Origin of the sequence: Catonella massiliensis (assembly GCF_016651435.1) — a bacterium.
GTDB classification, from domain to species: Bacteria; Bacillota; Clostridia; order Lachnospirales; family Lachnospiraceae; genus Catonella; species Catonella massiliensis.
Window position 1 is genome coordinate 377,640 of the sequence record NZ_JAEPRJ010000001.1, and the last position, 21,485, is coordinate 399,124.

General features: G+C 40.9%; 19 protein-coding genes. 17 read left to right on the forward strand and 2 right to left on the reverse strand.

Annotation, left to right across the window (positions count from 1 at the left end):
• Nucleotides 1-17 precede the first annotated feature (17 nt).
• The 17 genes from JJN12_RS01625 to hydF all read left to right on the forward strand — a co-directional run bounded on the left by JJN12_RS01625 (nt 18) and on the right by hydF (nt 19,472).
• A complete protein-coding gene (locus JJN12_RS01625) occupies nt 18-359 on the forward strand; it encodes an Asp23/Gls24 family envelope stress response protein (RefSeq protein ID WP_208428054.1) in 342 nt (113 codons plus the stop codon).
• Between the two features lie 108 nt (nt 360-467).
• Nucleotides 468-887 carry a transcription antitermination factor NusB gene (gene nusB / locus JJN12_RS01630; protein WP_208428055.1) on the forward strand — a complete coding sequence of 140 codons (420 nt, stop codon included), beginning with the start codon at nt 468-470 and terminating at the stop codon, nt 885-887.
• A 1-nt stretch (nt 888) separates the two neighbouring features.
• Entirely contained in the window at nt 889-2,169 is a 1,281-nt protein-coding gene (gene xseA / locus JJN12_RS01635) for an exodeoxyribonuclease VII large subunit (protein ID WP_208428056.1), read from the forward strand.
• Nucleotides 2,162-2,389, forward strand: a complete 228-nt coding sequence (xseB, locus tag JJN12_RS01640) for an exodeoxyribonuclease VII small subunit (RefSeq protein WP_208428057.1) — start codon at nt 2,162-2,164, stop codon at nt 2,387-2,389. The genes xseA and xseB overlap by 8 nt, the downstream gene beginning before the upstream one ends.
• Nucleotides 2,382-3,305, forward strand: a complete 924-nt coding sequence (locus JJN12_RS01645; protein ID WP_208428058.1) for a polyprenyl synthetase family protein — start codon at nt 2,382-2,384, stop codon at nt 3,303-3,305. The genes xseB and JJN12_RS01645 overlap by 8 nt, the downstream gene beginning before the upstream one ends.
• An 18-nt stretch (nt 3,306-3,323) precedes the next feature.
• Nucleotides 3,324-5,213, forward strand: a complete 1,890-nt coding sequence (gene dxs / locus JJN12_RS01650) for a 1-deoxy-D-xylulose-5-phosphate synthase (protein ID WP_208428059.1) — start codon at nt 3,324-3,326, stop codon at nt 5,211-5,213.
• 6 nt (nt 5,214-5,219) lie between these two features.
• Entirely contained in the window at nt 5,220-6,047 is an 828-nt protein-coding gene (locus tag JJN12_RS01655; RefSeq protein WP_208428060.1) for a TlyA family RNA methyltransferase, read from the forward strand.
• Nucleotides 6,047-6,907, forward strand: coding sequence for an NAD(+)/NADH kinase (locus JJN12_RS01660; protein WP_208428061.1), 861 nt, complete (start codon nt 6,047-6,049; stop codon nt 6,905-6,907). Before JJN12_RS01655 ends, JJN12_RS01660 begins: the two co-directional genes overlap by 1 nt.
• A 40-nt stretch (nt 6,908-6,947) precedes the next feature.
• Nucleotides 6,948-7,397 (forward strand): arginine repressor, encoded by a 450-nt coding sequence (gene argR, locus JJN12_RS01665; protein WP_208428062.1) that lies wholly within the window; start codon nt 6,948-6,950, stop codon nt 7,395-7,397.
• Nucleotides 7,398-7,460: 63 nt separating this feature from the next.
• The gene (locus JJN12_RS01670) at nt 7,461-8,822 is read left to right on the forward strand and encodes an FAD-dependent oxidoreductase (protein ID WP_208428063.1); all 1,362 of its coding nucleotides are present in this window, start codon (nt 7,461-7,463) and stop codon (nt 8,820-8,822) included.
• Nucleotides 8,823-8,917: 95 nt separating this feature from the next.
• Nucleotides 8,918-9,646 carry a YebC/PmpR family DNA-binding transcriptional regulator gene (locus JJN12_RS01675; RefSeq protein ID WP_208428064.1) on the forward strand — a complete coding sequence of 243 codons (729 nt, stop codon included), beginning with the start codon at nt 8,918-8,920 and terminating at the stop codon, nt 9,644-9,646.
• 119 nt (nt 9,647-9,765) lie between these two features.
• Nucleotides 9,766-13,704 carry an Ig-like domain-containing protein gene (locus JJN12_RS01680; RefSeq protein WP_208428065.1) on the forward strand — a complete coding sequence of 1,313 codons (3,939 nt, stop codon included), beginning with the start codon at nt 9,766-9,768 and terminating at the stop codon, nt 13,702-13,704.
• A 9-nt stretch (nt 13,705-13,713) separates the two neighbouring features.
• On the forward strand, nt 13,714-15,399 hold the full coding sequence (gene recN / locus JJN12_RS01685) for a DNA repair protein RecN (protein WP_208428066.1): 1,686 nt from the start codon (nt 13,714-13,716) through the stop codon (nt 15,397-15,399).
• A 101-nt stretch (nt 15,400-15,500) separates the two neighbouring features.
• Nucleotides 15,501-15,761 (forward strand): TM1266 family iron-only hydrogenase system putative regulator, encoded by a 261-nt coding sequence (locus tag JJN12_RS01690; RefSeq protein WP_208428067.1) that lies wholly within the window; start codon nt 15,501-15,503, stop codon nt 15,759-15,761.
• Complete coding sequence (gene hydE / locus JJN12_RS01695; protein WP_208428068.1) at nt 15,751-16,815, forward strand: [FeFe] hydrogenase H-cluster radical SAM maturase HydE; 1,065 nt, start codon at nt 15,751-15,753, stop codon at nt 16,813-16,815. Before JJN12_RS01690 ends, hydE begins: the two co-directional genes overlap by 11 nt.
• Nucleotides 16,816-16,839: 24 nt before the next feature.
• Nucleotides 16,840-18,288 carry a [FeFe] hydrogenase H-cluster radical SAM maturase HydG gene (gene hydG, locus JJN12_RS01700; RefSeq protein WP_208428069.1) on the forward strand — a complete coding sequence of 483 codons (1,449 nt, stop codon included), beginning with the start codon at nt 16,840-16,842 and terminating at the stop codon, nt 18,286-18,288.
• Between the two features lie 11 nt (nt 18,289-18,299).
• Nucleotides 18,300-19,472: a [FeFe] hydrogenase H-cluster maturation GTPase HydF gene (gene hydF / locus JJN12_RS01705; RefSeq protein WP_208428070.1), complete on the forward strand. Its 1,173-nt coding sequence runs from the start codon at nt 18,300-18,302 to the stop codon at nt 19,470-19,472.
• Between the two features lie 67 nt (nt 19,473-19,539).
• Here the strand turns inward: hydF and JJN12_RS01710 are convergent, their stop codons facing one another.
• A complete protein-coding gene (locus JJN12_RS01710) occupies nt 19,540-19,800 on the reverse strand; it encodes an AbrB/MazE/SpoVT family DNA-binding domain-containing protein (protein WP_208428071.1) in 261 nt (86 codons plus the stop codon).
• A gap of 441 nt (nt 19,801-20,241) precedes the next feature.
• Entirely contained in the window at nt 20,242-21,081 is an 840-nt protein-coding gene (locus JJN12_RS01715; RefSeq protein ID WP_208428072.1) for an Rpn family recombination-promoting nuclease/putative transposase, read from the reverse strand.
• Nucleotides 21,082-21,485 lie beyond the last annotated feature (404 nt).

The following is a 21,485-nucleotide window of genomic DNA, read 5'->3' on the forward strand; positions in this document are numbered from 1 at the left end:
TACTTAAGGAGGTTAGTATGAATACAAAGGAAATTAAAAATATTGGTGAGATTTACATAGCAGATGAGGTGGTTTCTGCGATTGCAGGGCTTGCAGCTCTTGAAGTAGAGGGTGTAAAGGCTGTTGCAGGCAAACCATCTGAGAATTTCAAGTCCAAAAATGCATATAAGAAGGTAAAAGTCCAAGTGGTTGAAGCCTTTGTCTATGTGGATATGTCAGTTGACATAAAGTATGGCTATAGCATACCTAAGGTTACCAGACAGATACAGGAAAAGGTAATTACAGCACTTTCGAATATGATAGGCTTAACCTGTAAAGAAGTTAATGTAAAGGTTGTGGTTGCACCGGATGCAGTATAACCTGTATTTGTAAGTGGCAAATCTTTACCTAGCCGATTATTAAGAATCTCCTTTAAGCGTGTTTTCTTGAAGGAGATTCTTGTGCATTGAAATAATGAAAGGTTTTATATGACAAGAAGAGAATTTAGAGAACACACAGCCAAACTTACCTTTGTCTTTGAGTTTTATCCTGAAGACGAATGGAAAGAACAGTTTGAGGCTTATGCTGACTATGCGGAAATAAAAGAAGAAGACAGAGAGAACCTGTGGAAGAGGGTTTTAGCCGTAGAGGAGAAAAAAGCTGAGATAGACAGCTTTATAGATGGAGCCAGCAAAAAGTGGAGAATAAACAGGATTTCAAAGACTGACCTTATGCTGCTTCGTGTGGCCGTATACGAGATAAAGTTTGACTTAGAAATACCTGATAAGGTATCGGTAAATGAGGCTGTTGAACTGGCTAAAATCTATGGCGGTGACGAATCTCCTGCGTTTATAAACGGAGTGCTTGCTAAATTTATGACAGAGGACAAGTCCGGAGAAGAGAAATAATATGGCTGAAAGAAAGGTATTTTCTGTCATTGAAATAACCAGATATATAAAAAGCAAGCTGGAGGGAGACTTTGCCCTTAGAAATGTAAAGATAAGCGGAGAAGTCTCTGACTGTAAAGAAGATAAAAAGGGGCATATATATTTCACCATCAAAGACGACGCTGCAGTTATGAGCTGTGCCATGTGGATGTCAAAGAGAAGTGCAGGACTTGATTTTAAGCTTGAAAAGGGTCAGCACATTGTAGTCACAGGCAATATAGGTGTCTATGAAAGATGGGGAGATTACAGGCTTTATGCCGATAAAATAGAAAAAGAGGGAGTAGGAAGGCTCTTCGAGGAGCTTGAGAAACTAAAGCTTAAGCTAAGAGCTGAGGGACTCTTTGATGAGTCTCATAAGAAGTCTATCCCTAGGTATCCTAAGAAAATAGGCATAATTACCTCAAGAACAGGTGCTGTCATAGAGGATATAAAAAGAACAGCAAGGGAAGCAAATCCTTATGTACAGCTAATCCTTTATCCTGCAATAGTTCAGGGAGCAGATGCAGTAGCCACACTTATAAGGGGGATTAAACGCTTTGAAGAAGAAGGCGTGGACACCATTATCATAGGCAGGGGAGGCGGCTCTACCGAAGACCTGTGGTGTTTCAATGACGAGAAGCTTGCAAGAACTGTCTATAGTTGTAGAATACCTGTTATTTCAGCGGTGGGACACCAGACGGATAGAACGCTGGTTGATGAGGTATCTGATTTAAGTGTAGCCACTCCTACAGCGGCCGCCATGAATGCAGTACCAAGCCTTGCACTTGCTTTTAATGAACTGGACGGCTTCAAGGATAGCATTTCAAACAAATTACAGCTAAGAATTGACAGGATGAAGTCTTCTATCGACAAGTTTGAATATGCCATAAGAAGGCAGAGCCCACAGATGAAGCTAAAGGAAGTAAGAAGGCAGATAGAGAATTATTCACAAAATTATAACCGTCTGCTTACCCTAAAACTTGATAATTACGATAAAGCTGTGACAAAGGGCAAGCAGCAGCTTGACCGCCTTATGAGGGCATCTTATGAGACATTTAACAAGAGGTTTATATCAATAACTGCTGAGATAGAAGGGAAATCTCCTATGAAGAGGCTCATGGGAGGTTACTCTTACGTGGAAAATGAAGCAGGAGAAAATATTCGTAGCGTTAAGGGACTAAAGCAGGGAGAGAGGCTTAATCTTGTGCTTGCAGACGGCTCTGTAAAGGCGAGGGTAGAGGAGATAAATAAGAAAAATGGCTGAGAAAAAGAATAAAACTAAAGAAAATAGTAAAACTATTGAAGAAAATATGGCTAGGCTAAATGAGATAAATAATCTCATGAGTGACTCCTCTATAAAGCTTGAAGAATCCTTTAAGCTATATAAAGAGGGAGTGGAGTTGGTTGAAAAGTGCAAGAAACAGCTTGCAGATGTAGAGAAAGAGATAGTGGTTTTAGAAGAACAGGGAAGCGCCAATGAATAGCGGATTTAGAGATAGACTTAATATAAAAATCGCAGAGGTTGAGGCTGTGGTAAGAGAGTATTCTCCAAAGCCTATGACAGAGGAAACACTTCTTTGCGAAGCTATGAATTACAGCCTCCTTGCGGGAGGTAAAAGGCTTAGACCTCTTTTAATGCTTGAAACTTATAGGTTTTTAGGCGGAAGTAAGGAAGAACTGGTGCGCCCTTTTGCAGCAGCTCTTGAGATGATACATACTTATTCTTTGATTCATGATGACCTGCCTGCTATGGATAATGATGACCTAAGAAGAGGAAAGCCCACTAACCATAAGGTATACGGAGAAGCAGTAGCCATACTTGCAGGAGACGGGCTGTTAAATCTTGCCGCAGAAACAGTCAGCAAGGACTTTGTTCATTGTGAGACCATAGATGAATATAAAAGAGTGGGTATGGCAATCTCTGCCCTGTTTTCCTATTCGGGCGCAGATGGCATGATAGGAGGACAGATTCTTGATATGCTTTCAGAAGAAGGCAAGAAAGAAAAGAATGAGGACTTCTTTCTAGCCATGTATGACCTAAAAACAGGGGGACTTATAAAGGCAGCCTTTGTGATAGGAGCTATCCTCGCAGGAGAAAGTGGGGAAGAGATAGCTTCCATGGAGAGAACCGGGACTTCACTTGGTCTTGTATTCCAGCTTCAGGATGACCTCTTAGATATAAAGGGAGATGAGGCTAAGCTTGGTAAGCCTCTTCACAGCGACGAAAGAAACAACAAGCTCACATATCTAAAGCTACTGGGCGAAGCTAAGGCTTTGGAGATAATGGAAGCTAATTATAAAAGTATTTACAAAAACTTAGAAAATATCTGCCACAAAAACTGTAGTTATGACGGCTTTATACTAGAATTTTTGGAGTATTTAAAAAGCAGAGAGAGTTAGACAAATGGGGGTGGAGTTATGCCTTTACTTGACAATATAAATGAGCCTAACGATATAAAGAATATACCGGAGGATAAACTTTATGAACTTGGCAGGGAAATAAGGAGATACCTTATTAAGACCGTCTCAACAAATGGAGGGCATCTTGCCTCAAACCTCGGTATAGTGGAGCTTACTATGGCTTTGCACCGCTACCTTGATTTTCCAAAAGACAAGCTAATCTGGGATGTGGGGCATCAGTCATATGTCCACAAGCTTCTTACAGGAAGAAAAGAGGGGCTTAACAGGCTTAGGAAGCTTGACGGACTTTCAGGCTTTCCCAAAAGAAATGAGAGCGACTGCGATGCCTTTGGGGCAGGACACGCTTCAACCTCTATCTCTGCGGCCCTAGGCTTTGCAGCCTCAAGAGACCTTTTAGGCAGGGATGAAAAGGTGGTTGCAGTTATTGGGGATGGCGCCATGACAGGCGGTATGGCACTTGAGGCACTTAACAATGCAGGCACACTTAAGTCCAATCTTATAATTATACTTAATGACAATGAATGCTCCATATCAAAGAATGTGGGTGGAGTAGCAAAATACCTTGATGGAATACGGACAAACAGAAAATACCTCAAGCTAAAAAGCGGTGTGAAAGAGACCTTAACGGGTTCAAACATTGGCAACAGGCTCTTTGAGAAGCTAAAGGTCTCGAAAGACGTAATTAAGCGGCTGTTTGTGCCGGGGATGTTCTTTGAAGACATGGGACTTACCTACCTTGGGCCTGTAAACGGACACAATATGAAGGAGCTTGAGGCTGCCCTTGAAAATGCAGGGAGAGTCGAGGGTGCAGTCATTGTCCATGTCATCACCAGGAAGGGCCTAGGCTATAAAAAGGCAGAAGAGCATCCTGCTAAGTTCCACGGAGTAGATCCTTTTGACATAAAGACAGGAGAGAGCCTCAGTGTAAAGACAGGAAGGAGTTATACTTCCATTTTTTCAGACACTGTCCTAGAGCTTGCGGCAAAGGATGATAAGCTTGTTGCGATAACAGCCGCAATGCCTTTTGGCACAGGGCTTTATAACTTTAAGCAGGTGTACCCTAATAGGTTTTTTGATGTAGGCATAGCAGAGGAACACGCGGTTACCTTCGCAGCAGGGATGGCAGCTTCAGGACTAAAGCCTGTGGTAGCAATATATTCCACATTTTTGCAAAGAGCCTATGACCAGATTATACATGATGTCTGTCTTCAGGAACTGCCTGTAGTATTTGCAGTTGATAGGGCAGGGCTTGTAGGCAGTGACGGAGAAACCCATCAGGGCATCTTTGATACAAGCTATCTCTCTTCAATCCCGGGTCTAATGGTTCTTAGTCCAAAAGATGGAAGAGAGCTTAGGGAGATGTTAATCTATGCTTATAGCCTTAATAAGCCGGTGGCTGTCCGTTACCCGAGAGGAACGGCGGATGAGTTTACAGACATAGAATTTAAGCCTATAAAAGCCTATGAAAATGAGGTCCTTGAAAAGGGTAAGAATGTAGCTGTCTTTGCTACAGGAAAGACAGTTAAGCTAGCCCTAGATATAAGCAAAATCCTTAAAGAAAGTAAAATTCTTCCTACTGTGGTAAATGTCCGCTTCCTAGACAAGGCAGACGCAAGACTCCTTAAAGAACTTAAAGACGACCATTGGGTTGTAGCTGTGGTTGAGGAAAGTGTAAGAACAGGGAGCTATACTGAGAGGCTTATGGCAGAGTCGGCGGGGCTTGGACTAGGTTATCACTTCGTACCCGTAACCCTTCCGGACAGCTTCATAGAACAGGGAAGCGTAGATGAGCTATGGGATAGATACGGCTTTAATGCTGAGGTTATTGCAGAAAAAATAAAAGAAGAGGCTCTGACTAAGTTAGATGATGAGCTATTTAGAAGGTAGTTGATAATGAAAGAAAGACTGGATATACTTCTTACCGAAAGAGGATTCTTTGAATCCAGAGAAAAGGCAAAGGCCGTCATTATGGCGGGAGAGGTCTTTGTTAACGGTCAGAGAGAAGATAAGGCGGGGAGTAAGTTTGACAGGGAAGTAGAGATAGAAGTAAAGGGTAAGACCTTAAAATACGTGAGCAGGGGAGGACTTAAGCTTGAAAAGGCTATAGAGGTGTATAAGCCCGTCCTTGAAGGCAAGGTATGTATAGACATCGGCTCATCTACAGGAGGCTTTACTGACTGTATGCTCCAAAACGGTGCCACAAAGGTGTATGCAATCGATGTCGGCACCAACCAGCTTGCCTGGAAACTAAGAGAAGACCCCAGGGTAGTCTCTATGGAAAAGACTAACATACGCTATGTCACAGAGGATGATTTGCCTGAAAAGGCTGACTTCGCTTCAGTAGATGTGTCTTTCATCTCTCTTACCAAGGTTCTTCCTGCTGCAGTTAACCTCCTAAAAGAAAGGGCAGAAATGGTCTGCCTTATAAAGCCACAATTTGAAGCAGGCAGGGAGAAGGTAGGTAAGAAAGGCGTAGTAAGAGACTTCAGTGTGCACGAAGAAGTAATCGAGATGGTTATTAGATATGCAACAGAGCTTAATTTCATCATCAAAGGGCTTACATTTTCACCTGTAAAGGGGCCTGAGGGAAATATTGAATATCTTTTATACATAGAAAAAAGTATAGAGAAACAAGAAGATGGCTGTGTATCAGATATTTTGAATGAAGTAAAAAAAGTAGTTAAAGAAGCTGAAAATACCCTGAATAAGGGGGAGGAATAATGACAAAGATAGGAATTATAGTTAATCATTCAACAAGGGCAGCCGAGGTTGACATAGATAAGGTATGCGCCTATATTGAGGAAAAGGGAGGGAGTTTTCATAGGCTGAAGGTAAAGAGCGGAAGTGCCGAGCTTATGGAGAACTTTACTGATATAACTGACCTTCCTAAGGATGCAGACTGTGTTATGGTTCTTGGCGGGGACGGAACCATCATTCAGGCAGCCAGAGAGCTTGCGGCAACAGGGGTGCCTATACTGGGAGTAAACCTTGGTACTGTAGGTTTCCTCGCTGAGGTGGAGCTTGCATATATTTACAAGGCTATCGACGCTGTAATGGCAGGAAAGTATAAGCTTGAAAAAAGATTTATGCTAAAGGGCAGGGTGATTAAGGACGGTAAGATAGTCTATGATGCCAATGCACTTAACGATATAGTGGTGGCAAGGGGGAATCTCGTGCGGGCCATTTCTACCACTGTATACATAGATGGTAATCAGGTGAGTTCACTTCACGGAGACGGCATCATAGTGACAACGCCTACAGGCTCAACAGGCTACAACCTCTCAGCAGGAGGAACCATAATTTTGCCTGATGCAGAGGTCTTTGGCATCCATCCTATATGCCCCCACAGCTTAAACTCCAGAGGGGTGATTACTTCTTCTGCATCAAAGATTGACATAGATGTTGAATGGAATAAGAGGAGTGAGCCTGATGAGGCCATAGTGAGCTTTGACGGCAATAAGGGGATAAGGCTTATGCCAGGGGACAAGGTTCAAATAATGAAGTCAGAACTTACGGTGCCATTCCTTAGGATAAATGATTTCAATTTCTTTGAAAGCTACAGGAAGAAGTTCTTAAGCTAAAGTAAGTTTAGTATTATTATCTTAAATGAGTGAGGGAGTTATGAAAACAAAAAGGCATAATGCAATAATTGATTTTATCAAAACCAGAGAGATAGCAACACAAGAGGAGTTGTTGGATTTACTTAAAAAAAGTGGATTTGATGTGACCCAGGCTACTATCTCCAGGGATATCAGAGAGTTGAACTTAACCAAGGTAAATGTGGGGAACAGGCAGAAATACGCAGTCATTCAAAATGACGAAGGTGTAAGTGAAAAATATGTAAGAGTACTAAGGGATGGCTTTGTATCGATGCTGTCATCGGGCAATCTCGTAGTGCTAAGGACTGTAGTCGGTATGGCAATGGCAGTTGCTACTGCCATAGATGCGCTTGAAATAAATGAGATTGTAGGCTGCATAGCAGGGGATGATACCATCTTTATTGCAGTATCTGAAAGCAGCACAACCACAGACGTAATAAATGAGTTAAAGAAACTTACAAAGGAAGACTGATATTACCCGTAATTGTGCATTATTGTTCTTGAAACACTAAACAACATAGAAAAGAGGTTGATTATGGAGACAGTTAAGAATTTAATCATTGGATTCGGCAAGGCGGGAAAGACACTTGCAGGCTTCCTTGGGAGCAAGGGAGAAAGCGTGATTTTGGTAGAGAAGGATAAAAGAATGTATGGTGGTACCTGCATCAATGTAGGCTGCATACCATCTAAGTTCTTATCCAATAAGGCTACACTTAGAAAGGTGTCATCTCTTGATAACGAGACCTACTACAAGCATGCTGTAGAGGCTAAGAAAGATCTTATAGCAAAGCTTAATAAGGCAAACTATGACAAGGTAGCGGGAGTTCCTAATGTAAAGGTAATTGACGGAACCGCATCCTTTGTTAGTGCTAATACCGTGGAAGTAAAATCAGCAGAGGGAAATTTAGAGATTCAGGCTGAGAGAATATTTATAAATACAGGACTGGTACCTGTAGTACCTAAGATAGAGGGACTTAACTTATCTGAACGCATCCATACCAGTGAAACCATTATGGACTTAGAAGTCTTCCCGGAAAGCCTTGCAATCATTGGAAGCGGCTATATTGGACTTGAATTTACCAGCACCTACTCACTCTTTGGAAGCAAGGTTACAGTATTTGGTGACAATCCAAAGTTTCTTCCAAGGGATGATGAAGATATCGCAGGCCTTATTATGGATGAGCTTAAGGCTCAGGGTGCTGCATTTTTACTTGGCACCAAGGTAGTAAGGTTTGAAGAAGCTTCTGACGGAGTAAATGTTTACTTTGAAAATGGCCAGGGTAAGGAGGAAGTAAAGAAGTTTTCTGCTGTGCTTGTGGCAACAGGAAGGAGACCTGATACCCAAGAATTATCCCTTGACAAAGCAGGAGTAAAGGTAGGAGAGAGGGGAGAAATCCCTGTAAATGACAGGCTTGAAACCAATGTGCCAAACATTTACGCTCTGGGTGATGTACATGGAGGACTTCAGTTTACCTACCTATCACTTGATGACTTTAGAATTATAAAGAGTGTACTTTTTAACGATGGAAAGTATAACCTTAAAGAGAGAAAACACATTCCTTTCAATGTATTTGTAGTACCTTCCCTTGCCAAGGTAGGTATGAATGAGATGGAAGCTAAGGCAGCGGGAGCATCCTATAAGCTTGCTAAACTCCCTGTAATGGCTATTCCTAAGGCAAAAATTTTAGGCAATCAGACAGGACTTTTCAAGGTACTCATAGATGAAAAAACAGGTAAAATACTTGGTGCAAATCTTTTTGGAGTAGAGGCACACGAAGTAATCAACCTCTTTACCCTTGCCATGAATGAGGGTATAAGCTATGAGAGCTTGAGAGATCAGATTTATACCCACCCAACTATAGCTGAGTCATTAAATGACTTGTTAAATATCGGTTAATCTTTACAGATAGCTTCTTTAGTGATAAAATTAAAAGATGTGGTTGTCAAATGTGTTTGACAGCCACATTATATAAATGAAATGAGGATAATAAGATGTCAGGACATTCAAAATTTGCCAATATCAAGCACAAAAAGGAAAAGAACGATGCAGCAAAGGGTAAGATATTTACCATTATAGGAAGAGAGATTGCCGTAGCTGTAAAGGAGGGAGGAGCAGATCCTGCCAACAACTCAAGGCTTCGTGATGTAATTGCCAAAGCCAAGGCTAACAACATGCCAAATGACACGATTGACAGAGGTATCAAGAAGGCAGCAGGAGACGCTAACTCGGTTAACTATGAGCGCGCTGTGTATGAGGGATATGGTCCAAGTGGAACAGCCATTATAGTTGAGACTCTTACAGACAACAAGAACCGTACAGCAGCCAATGTAAGAAATGCATTTACAAAGGGTGGCGGCAATGTCGGAACTCCGGGCTGCGTGTCTTATATGTTTGATGAAAAGGGACAGATTCTTATAGATAAAGAGGAATACGATGCTGACCCTGATGAATTTATGATGACAGTAATAGATGCAGGGGCTGAGGACTTCATTGACAATGATGACAGCTTTGAAATATTAACTGCACCTGAAGCATTTTCAGAGGTCAGGGAAAAGCTTGAAAAGCTAGGTGTACCAATGGCTGAGGCGGAAGTAAAGATGATTCCTCAGAATTATGTTACACTTTCTGATGAAGAAGATATTAAGAAAATCAACAAAATCTTCGATTTATTAGATGTAGAAGATGATGTGCAGAATGTATTTCACAACTGGGATGAATAAGTATACAACCATATCGTTTGCGCAAGTAAGTGATATGGTTTTTTAAAAGTGACACATAACTGCCAAAGGATTGGGATAGCATTGAAATATTGTTTAGTGCTAATTAGAGGAGGAAATCCATGAAGGATAATCGCGTGAAACTATTTAAAAAATCAAAAGGTAAGACAGCCTTGTTTTTAGCTCTGCTTATGGTGCTTAACCTCGCACCCCTGCCTGAAAATGCGGGAGAGGGCTTGATTCCGGGCTTTGTTAAGGCTTTGTCAAATATTCAGAGAATTGCCGGTAACAGCATAAACAGCGTACTTGCAGCTGATGACAGGGATTACCTGCTTAAAGAAGGTAACTTTGAAGTAAATCTTGCAAACGGTGGCTCAAGGGACCCTTATACACTTATTCAGGATACCAATACTCTGGTGCTCACAAGTGTATTAAAGAACCCGCCAAAGACAACACAGGCTGTAAGCGGTGCTAAGATAATTCTTAACGATACCTCTGAAAATGTGGTTAAGGCTGAGGTAACTACTGCAGCCAACGGAGACAGTACAGGTATCAAGTTTACCAAAAGAGGAGCAGGAAGTAAGCAGATATCCGGTAGTGTTCAGATTGCAGGAACTAACTACAACTTCAGCTTCTTTGTTAAGGTAGACCTTGAGATAGACAAGACCAATACCACAACAGATGTCAATAAGCCAAAATACGAGACTGTATTCTCTACGGATAAAGGGCCTAGTACCCTTGTAATTCCCGTAGTTAATGACAGCTATCAGATTAAGCTAAAAGGCTATAAGACCTCTACTGCCGATGGCTATCTTGATTACAGAGGTTCAATACTCAATTGGTCAGTATCTGTAAATGGAAAGAATAACGATACTTCAGTGCTTGAAGTAGACCAGAGCAATGGTGTAGTAAAAGCGGTTGGCGCAGGTGTTGCAGAGGTGGCTGTAGCAGCAGGAGAAGATCCTACAGGTAAGGTAAAAGAAACCTCTACCAGGGTAATAGTACCATTTAAGCTCTCACTTACCAATGCAGCAGGAGGAGTATACACAGGCTTTAATCCAATCGGCAGTAACGATGTAATCACTCTTGACGGCGGTAAGAAGGCCATTTACACCAATGTAATGGATCCAAATGACATTGAGTGGGAAGTAAAGAAAGACGGGAAAGTTGTTAAAGACATCCTCTCATTTACCAATACAAGAACAAAGACAAATAGCTCTGCTGCTAACTTCCTGATAGAGGGAAAGAGAGCGGGTACCTACGAGGTAACTGCAAGGCTTAAAAATGTCAAAAATGACTATAAAAACCTTAACTATACGAAGGTTTCATTTAAGGTAGTTGTACCTCTTATGACCTCAAATGCAACTGTATATATGAATGTGGGTGATACCTATGATATATACAACAATTCAAATATCGGAAGTATAAAGGAATTTACCTTTGTAGCAGACGGAAGTGGTGCGGTAAAGGTAAACAGCTCCACATCTGTCATTACAGCCCTTAAGACAGGAACGGGAACTGTTACGGTAAGCAACGGAAGCAGCAGCTTTGTGGTAACGGTAATAGTAATTGATACCATAGCGCTTAGTGCAAGCAACCTCACTATTCCTGTAGGAGGCTCTGTTGACCTAAGTGCTGTGGCAACAGATGTATCCACAAGCGATTCCTGGCAGTGGACATCTGACAATACAAGCATTGCAACAGTGGCAGGTGATGGAGTCAGCGCAGTAGTAAAGGGTGTGGCAGCAGGTGAGACTACAGTTACGGTTGAACACACAGTCGGAGGAATTACAAAGAGGGTTTCCTGTAAGATAATTGTAACTGCTGCAGTGACCAAGATTACTCTTACACCTGAAGAGACAGTTTTGGAAGTAGATAAAATAGCTTCAATCAGGGCTGACATTACACCTAAGACTTCGGCGGGGACTTATTTGTACTGGAGAAGCTCTAACCCTGAGATAGTAAAGATAGATGATGAAAGCAATCATTCTGCTGTAGCTTCCGTAACAGGTGTGTCTCCGGGTATAGCCATCATTATGGCACTTAATAAGGACAATGTGGTGCTTGGTTCTGCTAAGGTTACTGTAAATACAGCAGTTACAGGTATCATACTTTCACAGAGCGTGGCAGAAAAGCCGCTCAGTGACAAGACCTTCCAGCTCTCAGCTACAGTCACTCCAAAGGAGGCTACAAGTGCGAAGATTAACTGGAAGTCAAGTAATGAAAAGGTGGCAACAGTAGACGCTACAGGTCTTGTTACCTTTAAGTCAGCAGGACATGTAAGCATTATAGCATCATCAGATACCAATCCACAGGTTATGTCAACCTGTGATTTGACCATAATCAAATCAGTAGAGGGAATCAAGCTTGAAAAGAACGAGATTTCCCTTGCAGTAAGTGAAACCTATAAGATATCAGCAACGCTTACCCCAAGTGATGCATCTAACCAGAACCTTGAGTATAAGTCAATGGATCCTAAGATTGCGGATGTAAGCAAGACAGGACTTATTACTGCGAAGCAGGCAGGTGTGGCTTACATAATAGTTTCTACTCCTGACGGAAAGGTAAGTGTTACCATGACTGTTAAGGTAACGCAGCAGGCTACAGGAATGAAGCTCTCAGCGGCTTCACTTATCCTTGATGTGGGTGAGAGCTATACACTTGAAGCCACATTTAACCCAAAGACAACTACAGATACCAAGGTGCTTTGGTCTGTGGCAGATAAGTCTGTAGCCAAAGTAGATGCCAAGGGTAAGGTAACTGCGGTATCAGCAGGAGACACAATAATTACAGCAAAGAGCAGCAACGGACTCACTGCAATATGTACGGTTAAGGTCAATCAGCCTGTTGGAAGCATTGAACTTAACTACACAGAGTATGACCTTGCTGTGGGAGACGAGCTTGAGCTTGAAGTGACCTTTGACTCTGAGGATGTTACCAATCAGAAGGTAAAGTGGAAATCCTCCAAGTCATCAGTAGCAAGTGTAGATAAAAACGGTGTTGTTAAAGGTAAGAAGGGCGGAGTTGCCATCATTACCGTAACAGCTGATGAGAACGGTATGCAGGCTAACTGTGTGGTTACAGTTGAAGAGCCTGTATCTCAGATTACACTTAATAAAACAGCCTATAATCTGGGCTATCACAAGAGCTTTTTACTTAAGGCAAAGCTAAAGACCAATTCTGCTACGAATAAAAAGTTAAAATGGACAAGCAGTAAGAGCAGCGTTGTTTCTGTCAATAAGTCAGGTATGATATACGGTAAAAAGCCAGGCTATGCGACAATTAAAGTAAAGGCTACAGATGGAAGCGGTGCGGTAGCCAGCGCAAGGATAAGGGTAGTAAGGGAGGTAGGCTCCATAAGCGCCAATCCATCCTTCCTTTCTATGATAGTTGGAAGAAGAAAGGCGATAAAGGTCAAAATAACACCTAAGAATGCCACTTACAAGACAGCTAAGTACATATCTGACAATACTGATGTTGCCATGGTGGACTCAAAGGGAAGGGTGACAGCCCTTGCCGCAGGAAAGGCGAAGATAACTGTTGCCGCAAAGGATAACAGTAAGAAGAAACAGGTGGTAGTGGTACAGGTAAGAGAGTATGTGCCTGCTACAGGGCTTACTTTGTCCAATACAACACTCACAATGGGTGTGGGCGACAAGCAGAGTACCGTTTATTCAATCAGTCCAAGTGGAACAGATGACAAGGTTAAGTGGGCTACAAACAATAAGGCTGTAGCAAGGGTAAATAAAAAGGGACTAATAACCGCAGTTGCACCTGGAACAGCCATAATAACTGCCTCCACAACAAGCGGAAGAACTGCTCAGGTTTCTGTAACTGTTGTAGGGCTTAATTTCTACAGACTTGACCTTGAACAGTACGACACCTATTCATTATCGGTACTTGGAGATGTAAAGAATGTATCCTGGGATTCAGAGAATCCTGATATAGCAACAGTAGCAGGCGGTGTTGTTACCGCCAAAAAAGCAGGAACAACCTATATACTTGCAAGGGTGAACGGTGCAGTACTTCGTTGTAGATTGGTAGTAAAGAACATAAAATAAGGGGGATATATGCTGGAGGGACTTCATGTTAAAAATCTGGTAATCATAGATGAGGCTGAAGTCTCTTTTGGAGGGGGACTAAACATCCTTACAGGAGAGACGGGTGCGGGAAAATCAGTAGTAATAGGCTCTATCAACCTGGCACTGGGTGCCAAAGCAGGTAAGAATCTGGTTAGGGCAGGCAAGGAGTCAGGCTTTGTAGAGTTAGTATTTTCCGTAAATAATGATGTTGGGGATAAGCTAAGGAGGCTTGACATCATACCCGAAGACGGACTGGTGGTAATCACCAGGAAGTTTACGGGGGAGAGAAGTGTAAGCAAAATCAATGGGGAGACGGTTACCTTGTCAAAAGTAAAAGAGGCAGCAGCCCTCCTCCTTGATATCCATGGTCAGACAGAAAATCAGACCTTACAGCTATCTAAGAATCATCTGGAATTGCTTGACAAATACTGTAAAGAGGAGGTTAAGCCTTATAAAAAAAGGCTGAAAGACCTTGTAACTGAGTATAGAAATAAGGAAAATGAGCTTCTTGAATATAGTGCTGACGAAGCTTCCATTTCAAGGGAACTTGATTTTCTTAAATACGAATGCAAAGAGATAGAGTCAGCGAAGTTAGTAAAAGACGAGGAAGAGGAGCTTGATAAAAAGGTTCGTAAGTACTCTTCTTCAAGCAAGATAGTAGGCCTTATAGAAGAGGCAAGGAAGAATCTTTCCGACAATGGTGGGGCGGATGACAGTATTGGTAGTATAGTAAGGGCTATGTCAAGACTGTCTGACGTGGATGAGACTTCTGTAGAATTGTTGAATCAGATATCAGAAATAGAAAGCCTCTTAAATGACTTTGAGCGCTCACTCTCTGATTATGCTGATGACAATGTATTTGACGAAGCAGATTTTATGCAGTCTGAGGCAAGACTTGACAAGATAAGAGGGATATATGCTAAGCACGGAGGCTCGTATGAGACTACAATTGACTTCCTTGATGCTTCTCTTGCGCAGATAGAAAAGCTTGAGCATGCCTCAGAGTATAAAGAAAAACTTTCTATGGAAGTAGAAAAGCTAAAGAAGGTTATTCTATCTGAGTGTGATGAGCTTACAAAGGTGCGAAAGAGGGGTGCGCTTAAGCTTTCAAAGCTTGTGAAACAGTCCCTTATAGACGTCAACTTCCTTCAGGTGGAGTTTGATGTGGAATTTGCAGGGTCCAAAGATTTTACTTCCAAGGGAAATGACGAGATTATATTTAAGATATCCACCAATCCGGGTGAGCCTATGAGGTCGATATCTGAAGTTGCCTCTGGCGGTGAGCTTTCAAGAATAATGCTTGCTCTCAAGTCGGTAATGGCGGATACAGATGAAATACCTACTATGATTTTTGATGAGGTGGATACAGGCATAAGTGGCAGGACGGCTCAGATGGTAGCTGAAAAAATGGCTCTTCTTTCAGTCAAGAGGCAGATTATTGCCATTACCCATCTTGCGCAGATAGCGGCAATGGCGGATAATCATTATCTAATCGAGAAAAAGGCTGATGAAAACCATACTGCTACAGAGATAAGAAGGCTTGATGAGGCTGAAGAGGTTAGCGAACTTGCAAGGATTTTAGGTGGAGTTGCAGTTACAGAAAATGTGATAAATTCTGCGAGAGAAATGAAAAAACTTGCAACTGATACTAAAATAGGGCTTAAGAAAGGGTAAGAAAACTTTGTTAGTTTTAGCTAATATTGTTGAAATCTTAGAACAAACTTTGTATAATTATTATAAGGTTTGTTCTTTTTTATTTAAGGAGGAGTTTAAGTATGGAAAAGAGAGTGGCACTTTTAAGTATTATTGTGGATGAGAGGGATTCTGTTGAGAAGCTTAATGCTCTTTTACACGAGTATGGGGAGTTCATTATCGGAAGGATGGGTATTCCTTACAAGAGGCGTGAGATTAATATTATCAGCATTGCTATGGATGCACCTCAGGATACTACATCAGAATTAGCGGGGAAGATAGGAAAGCTTGAGGGGGTTAATGTTAAGACTTCTTTCTCAGGCGTGATTTCTAATGATGAATGATGTTAGTAAGTTAATAGAGAGGTTAGGGGAGAAACATAGTTTAAGTGTTTCAGAATATGAGACACTTGTAGAAAATTTTAATGAAGAAAACGCTGAAATACTCAGGAAATATGCGGATAAGGAGCGAAGAGCTCATTATGGCAACAAGATTTTTATAAGAGGTTTGATAGAGGTAAGTAATATTTGTAAGAATGACTGTTACTACTGCGGTATAAGAAGGAGCAACAGAGAGGTTGACAGATACAGGCTTACAGCGGATGAAATCCTTGAATGTGTGGATACAGGCTATGGACTGGGCTTTCGCACCATTGTTATGCAAGGAGGAGAGGATTCTGCCTTTACTGATGAATTTCTGGTAGAGGTAATCACTGAGGTTAAGAGAAGATATCCTGAAGTCGCTCTCACACTATCCTTGGGAGAGAGAAGCAGAGAAAGCTACATGAAGTTAAAGGCTGCCGGGGCTGACAGATATCTGCTTCGTCACGAAACTGCAGATTCTTTACATTATTCAAAGCTTCATCCGCCTGAACTTACCTTATCTCACAGAATGGACTGCATTAAAAGCCTTAGGGAAGCAGGCTTTTATGTGGGCTGTGGCTTCATGGTAGGCTCACCGTATCAGACTGCAAAAACTATCGCAAAAGACTTAAAGTTCATCGAGGAGTTAAGACCTGAAATGTGTGGAATTGGGCCATTTATCTCGCAAAAGGATACTCCTTTTAAGGATATGCAAAACGGAAGTGCAGATTTTACCTGTTATCTGCTATCCATCATAAGGCTGATACACCCTCCTGTTCTCTTGCCTTCGACCACAGCTTTAGGAACTATTGACAGCTATGGAAGAGAAAAAGGGATACTTGCCGGGGCAAATGTCATTATGCCTAATCTTTCTCCGTTAGAAGTTAGAGGGAAATACGCCCTTTATGACAAGAAGCTATGTACAGGAAGTGAGGCAGCAGAGGGACTTAGAGAGTTGAAAAAGAGAATGTCTGCTATCGGCTTTGAAATAGTAAACGAGAGAGGCGACATTAGTACATCTAAAAGGGAAGATTAACTGACCTTAAGAAAGGGGAATTATATGTACAAATATGATGTAAAATCGCTTAAAGCTGAAGAATTTATCAATAACGAAGAAATACTTGAAACTCTTGCTTATGCAAAGGAAAACAAAAACAATCTGGAACTTATTCAAACAATCTTAGAGAAGGCAAGGCCCGTAAAGAAAGATAAGGGCTATGTCTGTAATGGTCTCTCCCACAAGGAGGCATCTGTACTTCTTGCCTGTGATATCCCTGAAATAAATGAAGAAATCAATAAAATAGCAGAGGAAATCAAACTTGCTTTCTATGGAAATAGAATAGTTATGTTTGCACCTTTATATTTATCAAACTATTGTATAAATGGCTGTGTATATTGCCCTTATCATGCCAAGAATAAAACAATAGCAAGAAAGAAGCTGACTCAGGAAGAAGTTAAAGAACAGGTAATTGCGCTTCAGGATATGGGACATAAGAGACTTGCGATAGAGGCGGGAGAAGATCCATTTAATAACCCTATCGAATATATTCTTGACAGTATCAAAACTATTTACAGTGTGAATCACAAGAACGGAGCGATAAGAAGGGTTAATGTAAATATTGCTGCTACAACTGTAGAAAACTACAAAAAGCTTGCAGATGCAGGCATAGGAACCTACATACTGTTTCAGGAAACCTACAACAAGAAAAGCTACGAGGAGCTACATCCAACAGGACCAAAGCATGACTACTGCTATCATACAGAAGCTATGGACAGGGCTATGGAGGGTGGCATTGATGATGTAGGACTTGGGGTGCTCTTTGGACTTGAGGGATATAAGTATGAGTTCGCAGGCCTGCTTATGCATGCTGAGCATCTTGAGGCAGTTCACGGGGTTGGACCTCATACTATAAGCGTACCTCGAATCAAAAAGGCAGATGACATAGATCCAAATGCCTTTGATAACTCTATTTCAGACGATATATTTGCGAAGATTACAGCCTGTATAAGGCTTGCAGTTCCATATACGGGAATGATAGTTTCTACAAGAGAATCTGAGAAAGTTAGAGGAAGGCTTCTAAACCTCGGTATTTCTCAGATTAGTGGAGCCTCAAGAACTTCTGTAGGAGGTTATGAAAAGGAAGAAAGAGTGCATGACAGTGAGCAGTTTGAGGTTTCAGATACCAGAACTCTTGATGAGGTAGTTGGCTGGCTTATGGACAATGGGCATATACCTTCATTCTGTACAGCTTGCTACAGAGAAGGCAGAACCGGAGACAGGTTCATGGCTCTTTGCAAAACCGGGCAGATACTTAATTGCTGTCATCCAAACGCCCTTATGACACTAACCGAGTTTCTTGTGGACTATGCAAGCGAGGAAACGAGGAAAAAAGGCTTTGAAATGATTGAAAGAGAGTTAAATAAAATACCTAATGAAAAGAGAAGAGAAATAGCAATAAACAATATAAATGACATCAAGGCCTCTAACCGCAGAGATTTCAGATTCTAGGAGGGCTTAGTATGGGATTAAACCAGACGGTTTCGGCTGAAAGAGTACATATTGCCTTTTTCGGACTGAGAAATGTAGGAAAGAGCAGTCTTGTAAATGCGGTAACAGGGCAAGAATTAAGTGTGGTCTCAGATGTGAAGGGAACCACTACAGATCCGGTTAAAAAGGCTATGGAGCTCCTTCCTTTAGGCCCTGTAGTTATTATAGATACTGCGGGGATTGATGATGAGGGGGAACTTGGCAGTCTTAGAATTCAAAAAAGCAAGGAAGTCCTTGATATCACAGATATAGCCGTGCTTGTGACTGAGGCTCACAGAGAGCTTACAGAGCCCGAGAAAGAGCTGGCCTACACCTTTAAGAAGAAGAGATTACCGTTCATTATTGTGCTTAATAAGGCAGACCTTGCTCCACACAGAAAAGCAAAGGATAATGAGATTTTAGTCAGTGCAAAACAAGGGACTAATATCTTAAAGCTTAAAGAAAAACTTGCAGGACTTATTCCAGACAAGAGTGAAAAGTATATATTAAAAGACCTGGTAAATAAAGGAGATACAGTAATTCTTGTAATGCCTATAGATGAATCTGCACCTAAAGGTAGGATAATCTTGCCTCAACAGGAGGTGATTAGAGAATTGCTTGAAATAGGTTGTATTATACTCTGTGTACAGGATAGTGAGCTTAAGGAAAGTCTTGAAAAACTTAAACTGCCTCCAAGTCTTGTAATTACGGACTCGCAGGTATTTAAGGAAGTAAGTGAAATAGTACCTGAAAACATTAGACTAACCTCATTTTCAATTCTTTTTGCGAGATACAGAGGCGGGCTTTCTAAGATGTTAGAAGGTGCATCTATGCTATCTAAACTAAAGGATGGTGACAGGGTACTTATCAGTGAGGGCTGTACTCATCACAGGCAGTGTGAAGATATAGGTACGGTAAAGCTTCCAAGATGGATAAGGGAATATTCCGGTGCCTCCCCTCATTTTGAATTTACCTCAGGGGGAACCTATCCTGATGACCTAACCTCTTATAAGCTTATAGTCCACTGTGGAGGCTGTATGCTTAACGAAGCTGCTATGAAGAGCAGAATAGGTAAGGCTGTTAATCAGGGTGTTCCTATAGTAAATTATGGGATGGCAATTGCCGAGATGACAGGTATATTAAAAAGAGCAATGAAGGTGTTTTGATTTTAATGAATAAAGCCGGAGCTTAAATATAGGCTCCGGCTAAATCTTTGACAGTATCTAAACAAAGTTAGATGATTCCCGCCATTTCTGATAATTCAATAATGGATCTCCTAGATACCTTGTTACCTCGGTATTCAAAGTAAAAATCATCGTGAGCAATATTTCCAAATACATCCGGATAGCTCTGCTTCCTAAGAATGATGCTATTTCCGTCACTTACCACTTCAAGTTCCTCCAAATCAGCCAGCTTTAGGGCTTTTCTAAAATCTGATGGGAGGGTGATTCTACCGAGCTTATCCAATTTTCTTTTTAAGGTCCTGCTTTTCACTAAATACTCCTTTACAAAAATATATTTTTATGAAATATTTTTGTAATACGTAACTATCTTACTAAACAATCTATATAATAAGAGCATAATTTTTCTTTAATCTCAGCGCTTTTAAGCATACATCCGTGTAAAATATTATCCAATCTTCCGGCACCTCCTTCATAATTTTTTCTTTAATTTTTCCCTCTCACTTATATTGAAAAAAGTTTCATATTATAAGTGTAATCATACAATTAATTTAAAAATCGTGAGAATAACGCGTATTACAAACAATATTTACTAGGCTCATTATAGTATATTTTAAAGCTTTTAGCAACGGCAAAAAAAACGTAAAAACGGTTACAAAATGTACAAAATAAACAAAAAACTGACCTTGTAAATTTGTAACCGTTTTTAATTTATAAGGATTAATGCCCTGCACAGCATAGGTGGAGACAGATTTTAGTTCTGTAGAGTGGCAACAGCATCTTCAGTAAGACCTGTAAACCTAGCAATAAAATCAAACGCAAGCCCACTGGCTTTCATATCTTTAGCAATCCTAAGTTTTTCCTCGTTTGCACCTTCAATTTTGCCTTCTTTTCGGCCACGTTTCTCGCCGCGTTCTTCACCACGCAACTCGCTTTCCCTCTTTTCATCACTAATAAGCTTCTCAAGAATCTCGTTCATAGTCCTACTACCTCCTTCACTTGACTTTAATCTAGACTTTAGTTCACTTGTTATAGGGAACTCATCACTACTGTAAGCATCATTGTCAGTAAATAGCTTCATTAGCCTTGCAGGCTTGGAACCATCATTATTAACTGTATTTACAAATATCTCAGTAAGACCATCCTCTATCACCTGCCCGGTCTCCCTAACCACCTTGTCAATATGATAGAGAGGAAGTCCTCCATCAAATATATCAAACTTCGATATAAACACAATACACACATCAGGTATGAACTCAAACCTTTTACCTGTTTCAGATATATTCGTAGTCAATACAGCAGCATTGTAACGAGCTCTCTTTAGATGATTATCGTCATCTGCCTTCTGAACCTCAATATTAATCTGACACCCATCACCTGTTACACACTTAGCGTCTAGCACAACAGAACGCCCTGTAAGATTCTTTCCCTGCCACTGAGGTATCGCCTCTATGACGGTAAGTCCCTCATCTTCAAGAATAACTCTTAAAATCTCTTCGCAGAACTCCTTGTGTTCTGCCATCTTGCAAAACATCAAATCATCGATAGGATTAAGAAGCTTTGCATACTTTTCAAAATTCTTTTTTGCCGGCATATAGTCCTTTCTTTCGTGGGTTTGCTATAATGCCTTTATAGACATTATAGCAGATGAAGTTAAAATGTTAAATAGATTTTCCTGTTAAGTAAGACTTAGATACTCAGGATATACTAAAGTTTAAGGCAGCCACAATAATCAGAACTGCTTAATGCCAGATACCTAAGAACTGAACGCTTTTTGCAGTGACTATTGGGGAGAAAAAGCAGCAATCAGTATAGACAGATATCGAATACATATCACATATAATAAAATATAAAACACATATCACATATAATCAGATATCGAATACATATTTCACGCAAATTATAAAAACTAAGAAATACTGCTTAGTGGTTTAAGAAATACTACTTAGTGACTATTGCAACTCACCCGACAAGTAGTATTATAAACGAAATTCAAAT

Excerpts from the sequence above, each read along its gene's own strand:
- JJN12_RS01715 (WP_208428072.1), bottom strand. The coding sequence starts at position 21,081 with ATGCCGGCAAAAAAGAATTTTGAAAAGTATGCAAAGCTTCTTAATCCT.
- recN (WP_208428066.1), top strand. The coding sequence starts at position 13,714 with ATGCTGGAGGGACTTCATGTTAAAAATCTGGTAATCATAGATGAGGCT.
- JJN12_RS01625 (WP_208428054.1), top strand. The coding sequence starts at position 18 with ATGAATACAAAGGAAATTAAAAATATTGGTGAGATTTACATAGCAGAT.
- JJN12_RS01645 (WP_208428058.1), top strand. The coding sequence starts at position 2,382 with ATGAATAGCGGATTTAGAGATAGACTTAATATAAAAATCGCAGAGGTT.
- JJN12_RS01690 (WP_208428067.1), top strand. The coding sequence starts at position 15,501 with ATGGAAAAGAGAGTGGCACTTTTAAGTATTATTGTGGATGAGAGGGAT.
- nusB (WP_208428055.1), top strand. The coding sequence starts at position 468 with ATGACAAGAAGAGAATTTAGAGAACACACAGCCAAACTTACCTTTGTC.
- argR (WP_208428062.1), top strand. The coding sequence starts at position 6,948 with ATGAAAACAAAAAGGCATAATGCAATAATTGATTTTATCAAAACCAGA.
- JJN12_RS01655 (WP_208428060.1), top strand. The coding sequence starts at position 5,220 with ATGAAAGAAAGACTGGATATACTTCTTACCGAAAGAGGATTCTTTGAA.
- xseA (WP_208428056.1), top strand. The coding sequence starts at position 889 with ATGGCTGAAAGAAAGGTATTTTCTGTCATTGAAATAACCAGATATATA.
- JJN12_RS01675 (WP_208428064.1), top strand. The coding sequence starts at position 8,918 with ATGTCAGGACATTCAAAATTTGCCAATATCAAGCACAAAAAGGAAAAG.
- hydG (WP_208428069.1), top strand. The coding sequence starts at position 16,840 with ATGTACAAATATGATGTAAAATCGCTTAAAGCTGAAGAATTTATCAAT.
- hydF (WP_208428070.1), top strand. The coding sequence starts at position 18,300 with ATGGGATTAAACCAGACGGTTTCGGCTGAAAGAGTACATATTGCCTTT.
- JJN12_RS01680 (WP_208428065.1), top strand. The coding sequence starts at position 9,766 with ATGAAGGATAATCGCGTGAAACTATTTAAAAAATCAAAAGGTAAGACA.
- JJN12_RS01670 (WP_208428063.1), top strand. The coding sequence starts at position 7,461 with ATGGAGACAGTTAAGAATTTAATCATTGGATTCGGCAAGGCGGGAAAG.
- xseB (WP_208428057.1), top strand. The coding sequence starts at position 2,162 with ATGGCTGAGAAAAAGAATAAAACTAAAGAAAATAGTAAAACTATTGAA.
- dxs (WP_208428059.1), top strand. The coding sequence starts at position 3,324 with ATGCCTTTACTTGACAATATAAATGAGCCTAACGATATAAAGAATATA.
- hydE (WP_208428068.1), top strand. The coding sequence starts at position 15,751 with ATGATGAATGATGTTAGTAAGTTAATAGAGAGGTTAGGGGAGAAACAT.
- JJN12_RS01660 (WP_208428061.1), top strand. The coding sequence starts at position 6,047 with ATGACAAAGATAGGAATTATAGTTAATCATTCAACAAGGGCAGCCGAG.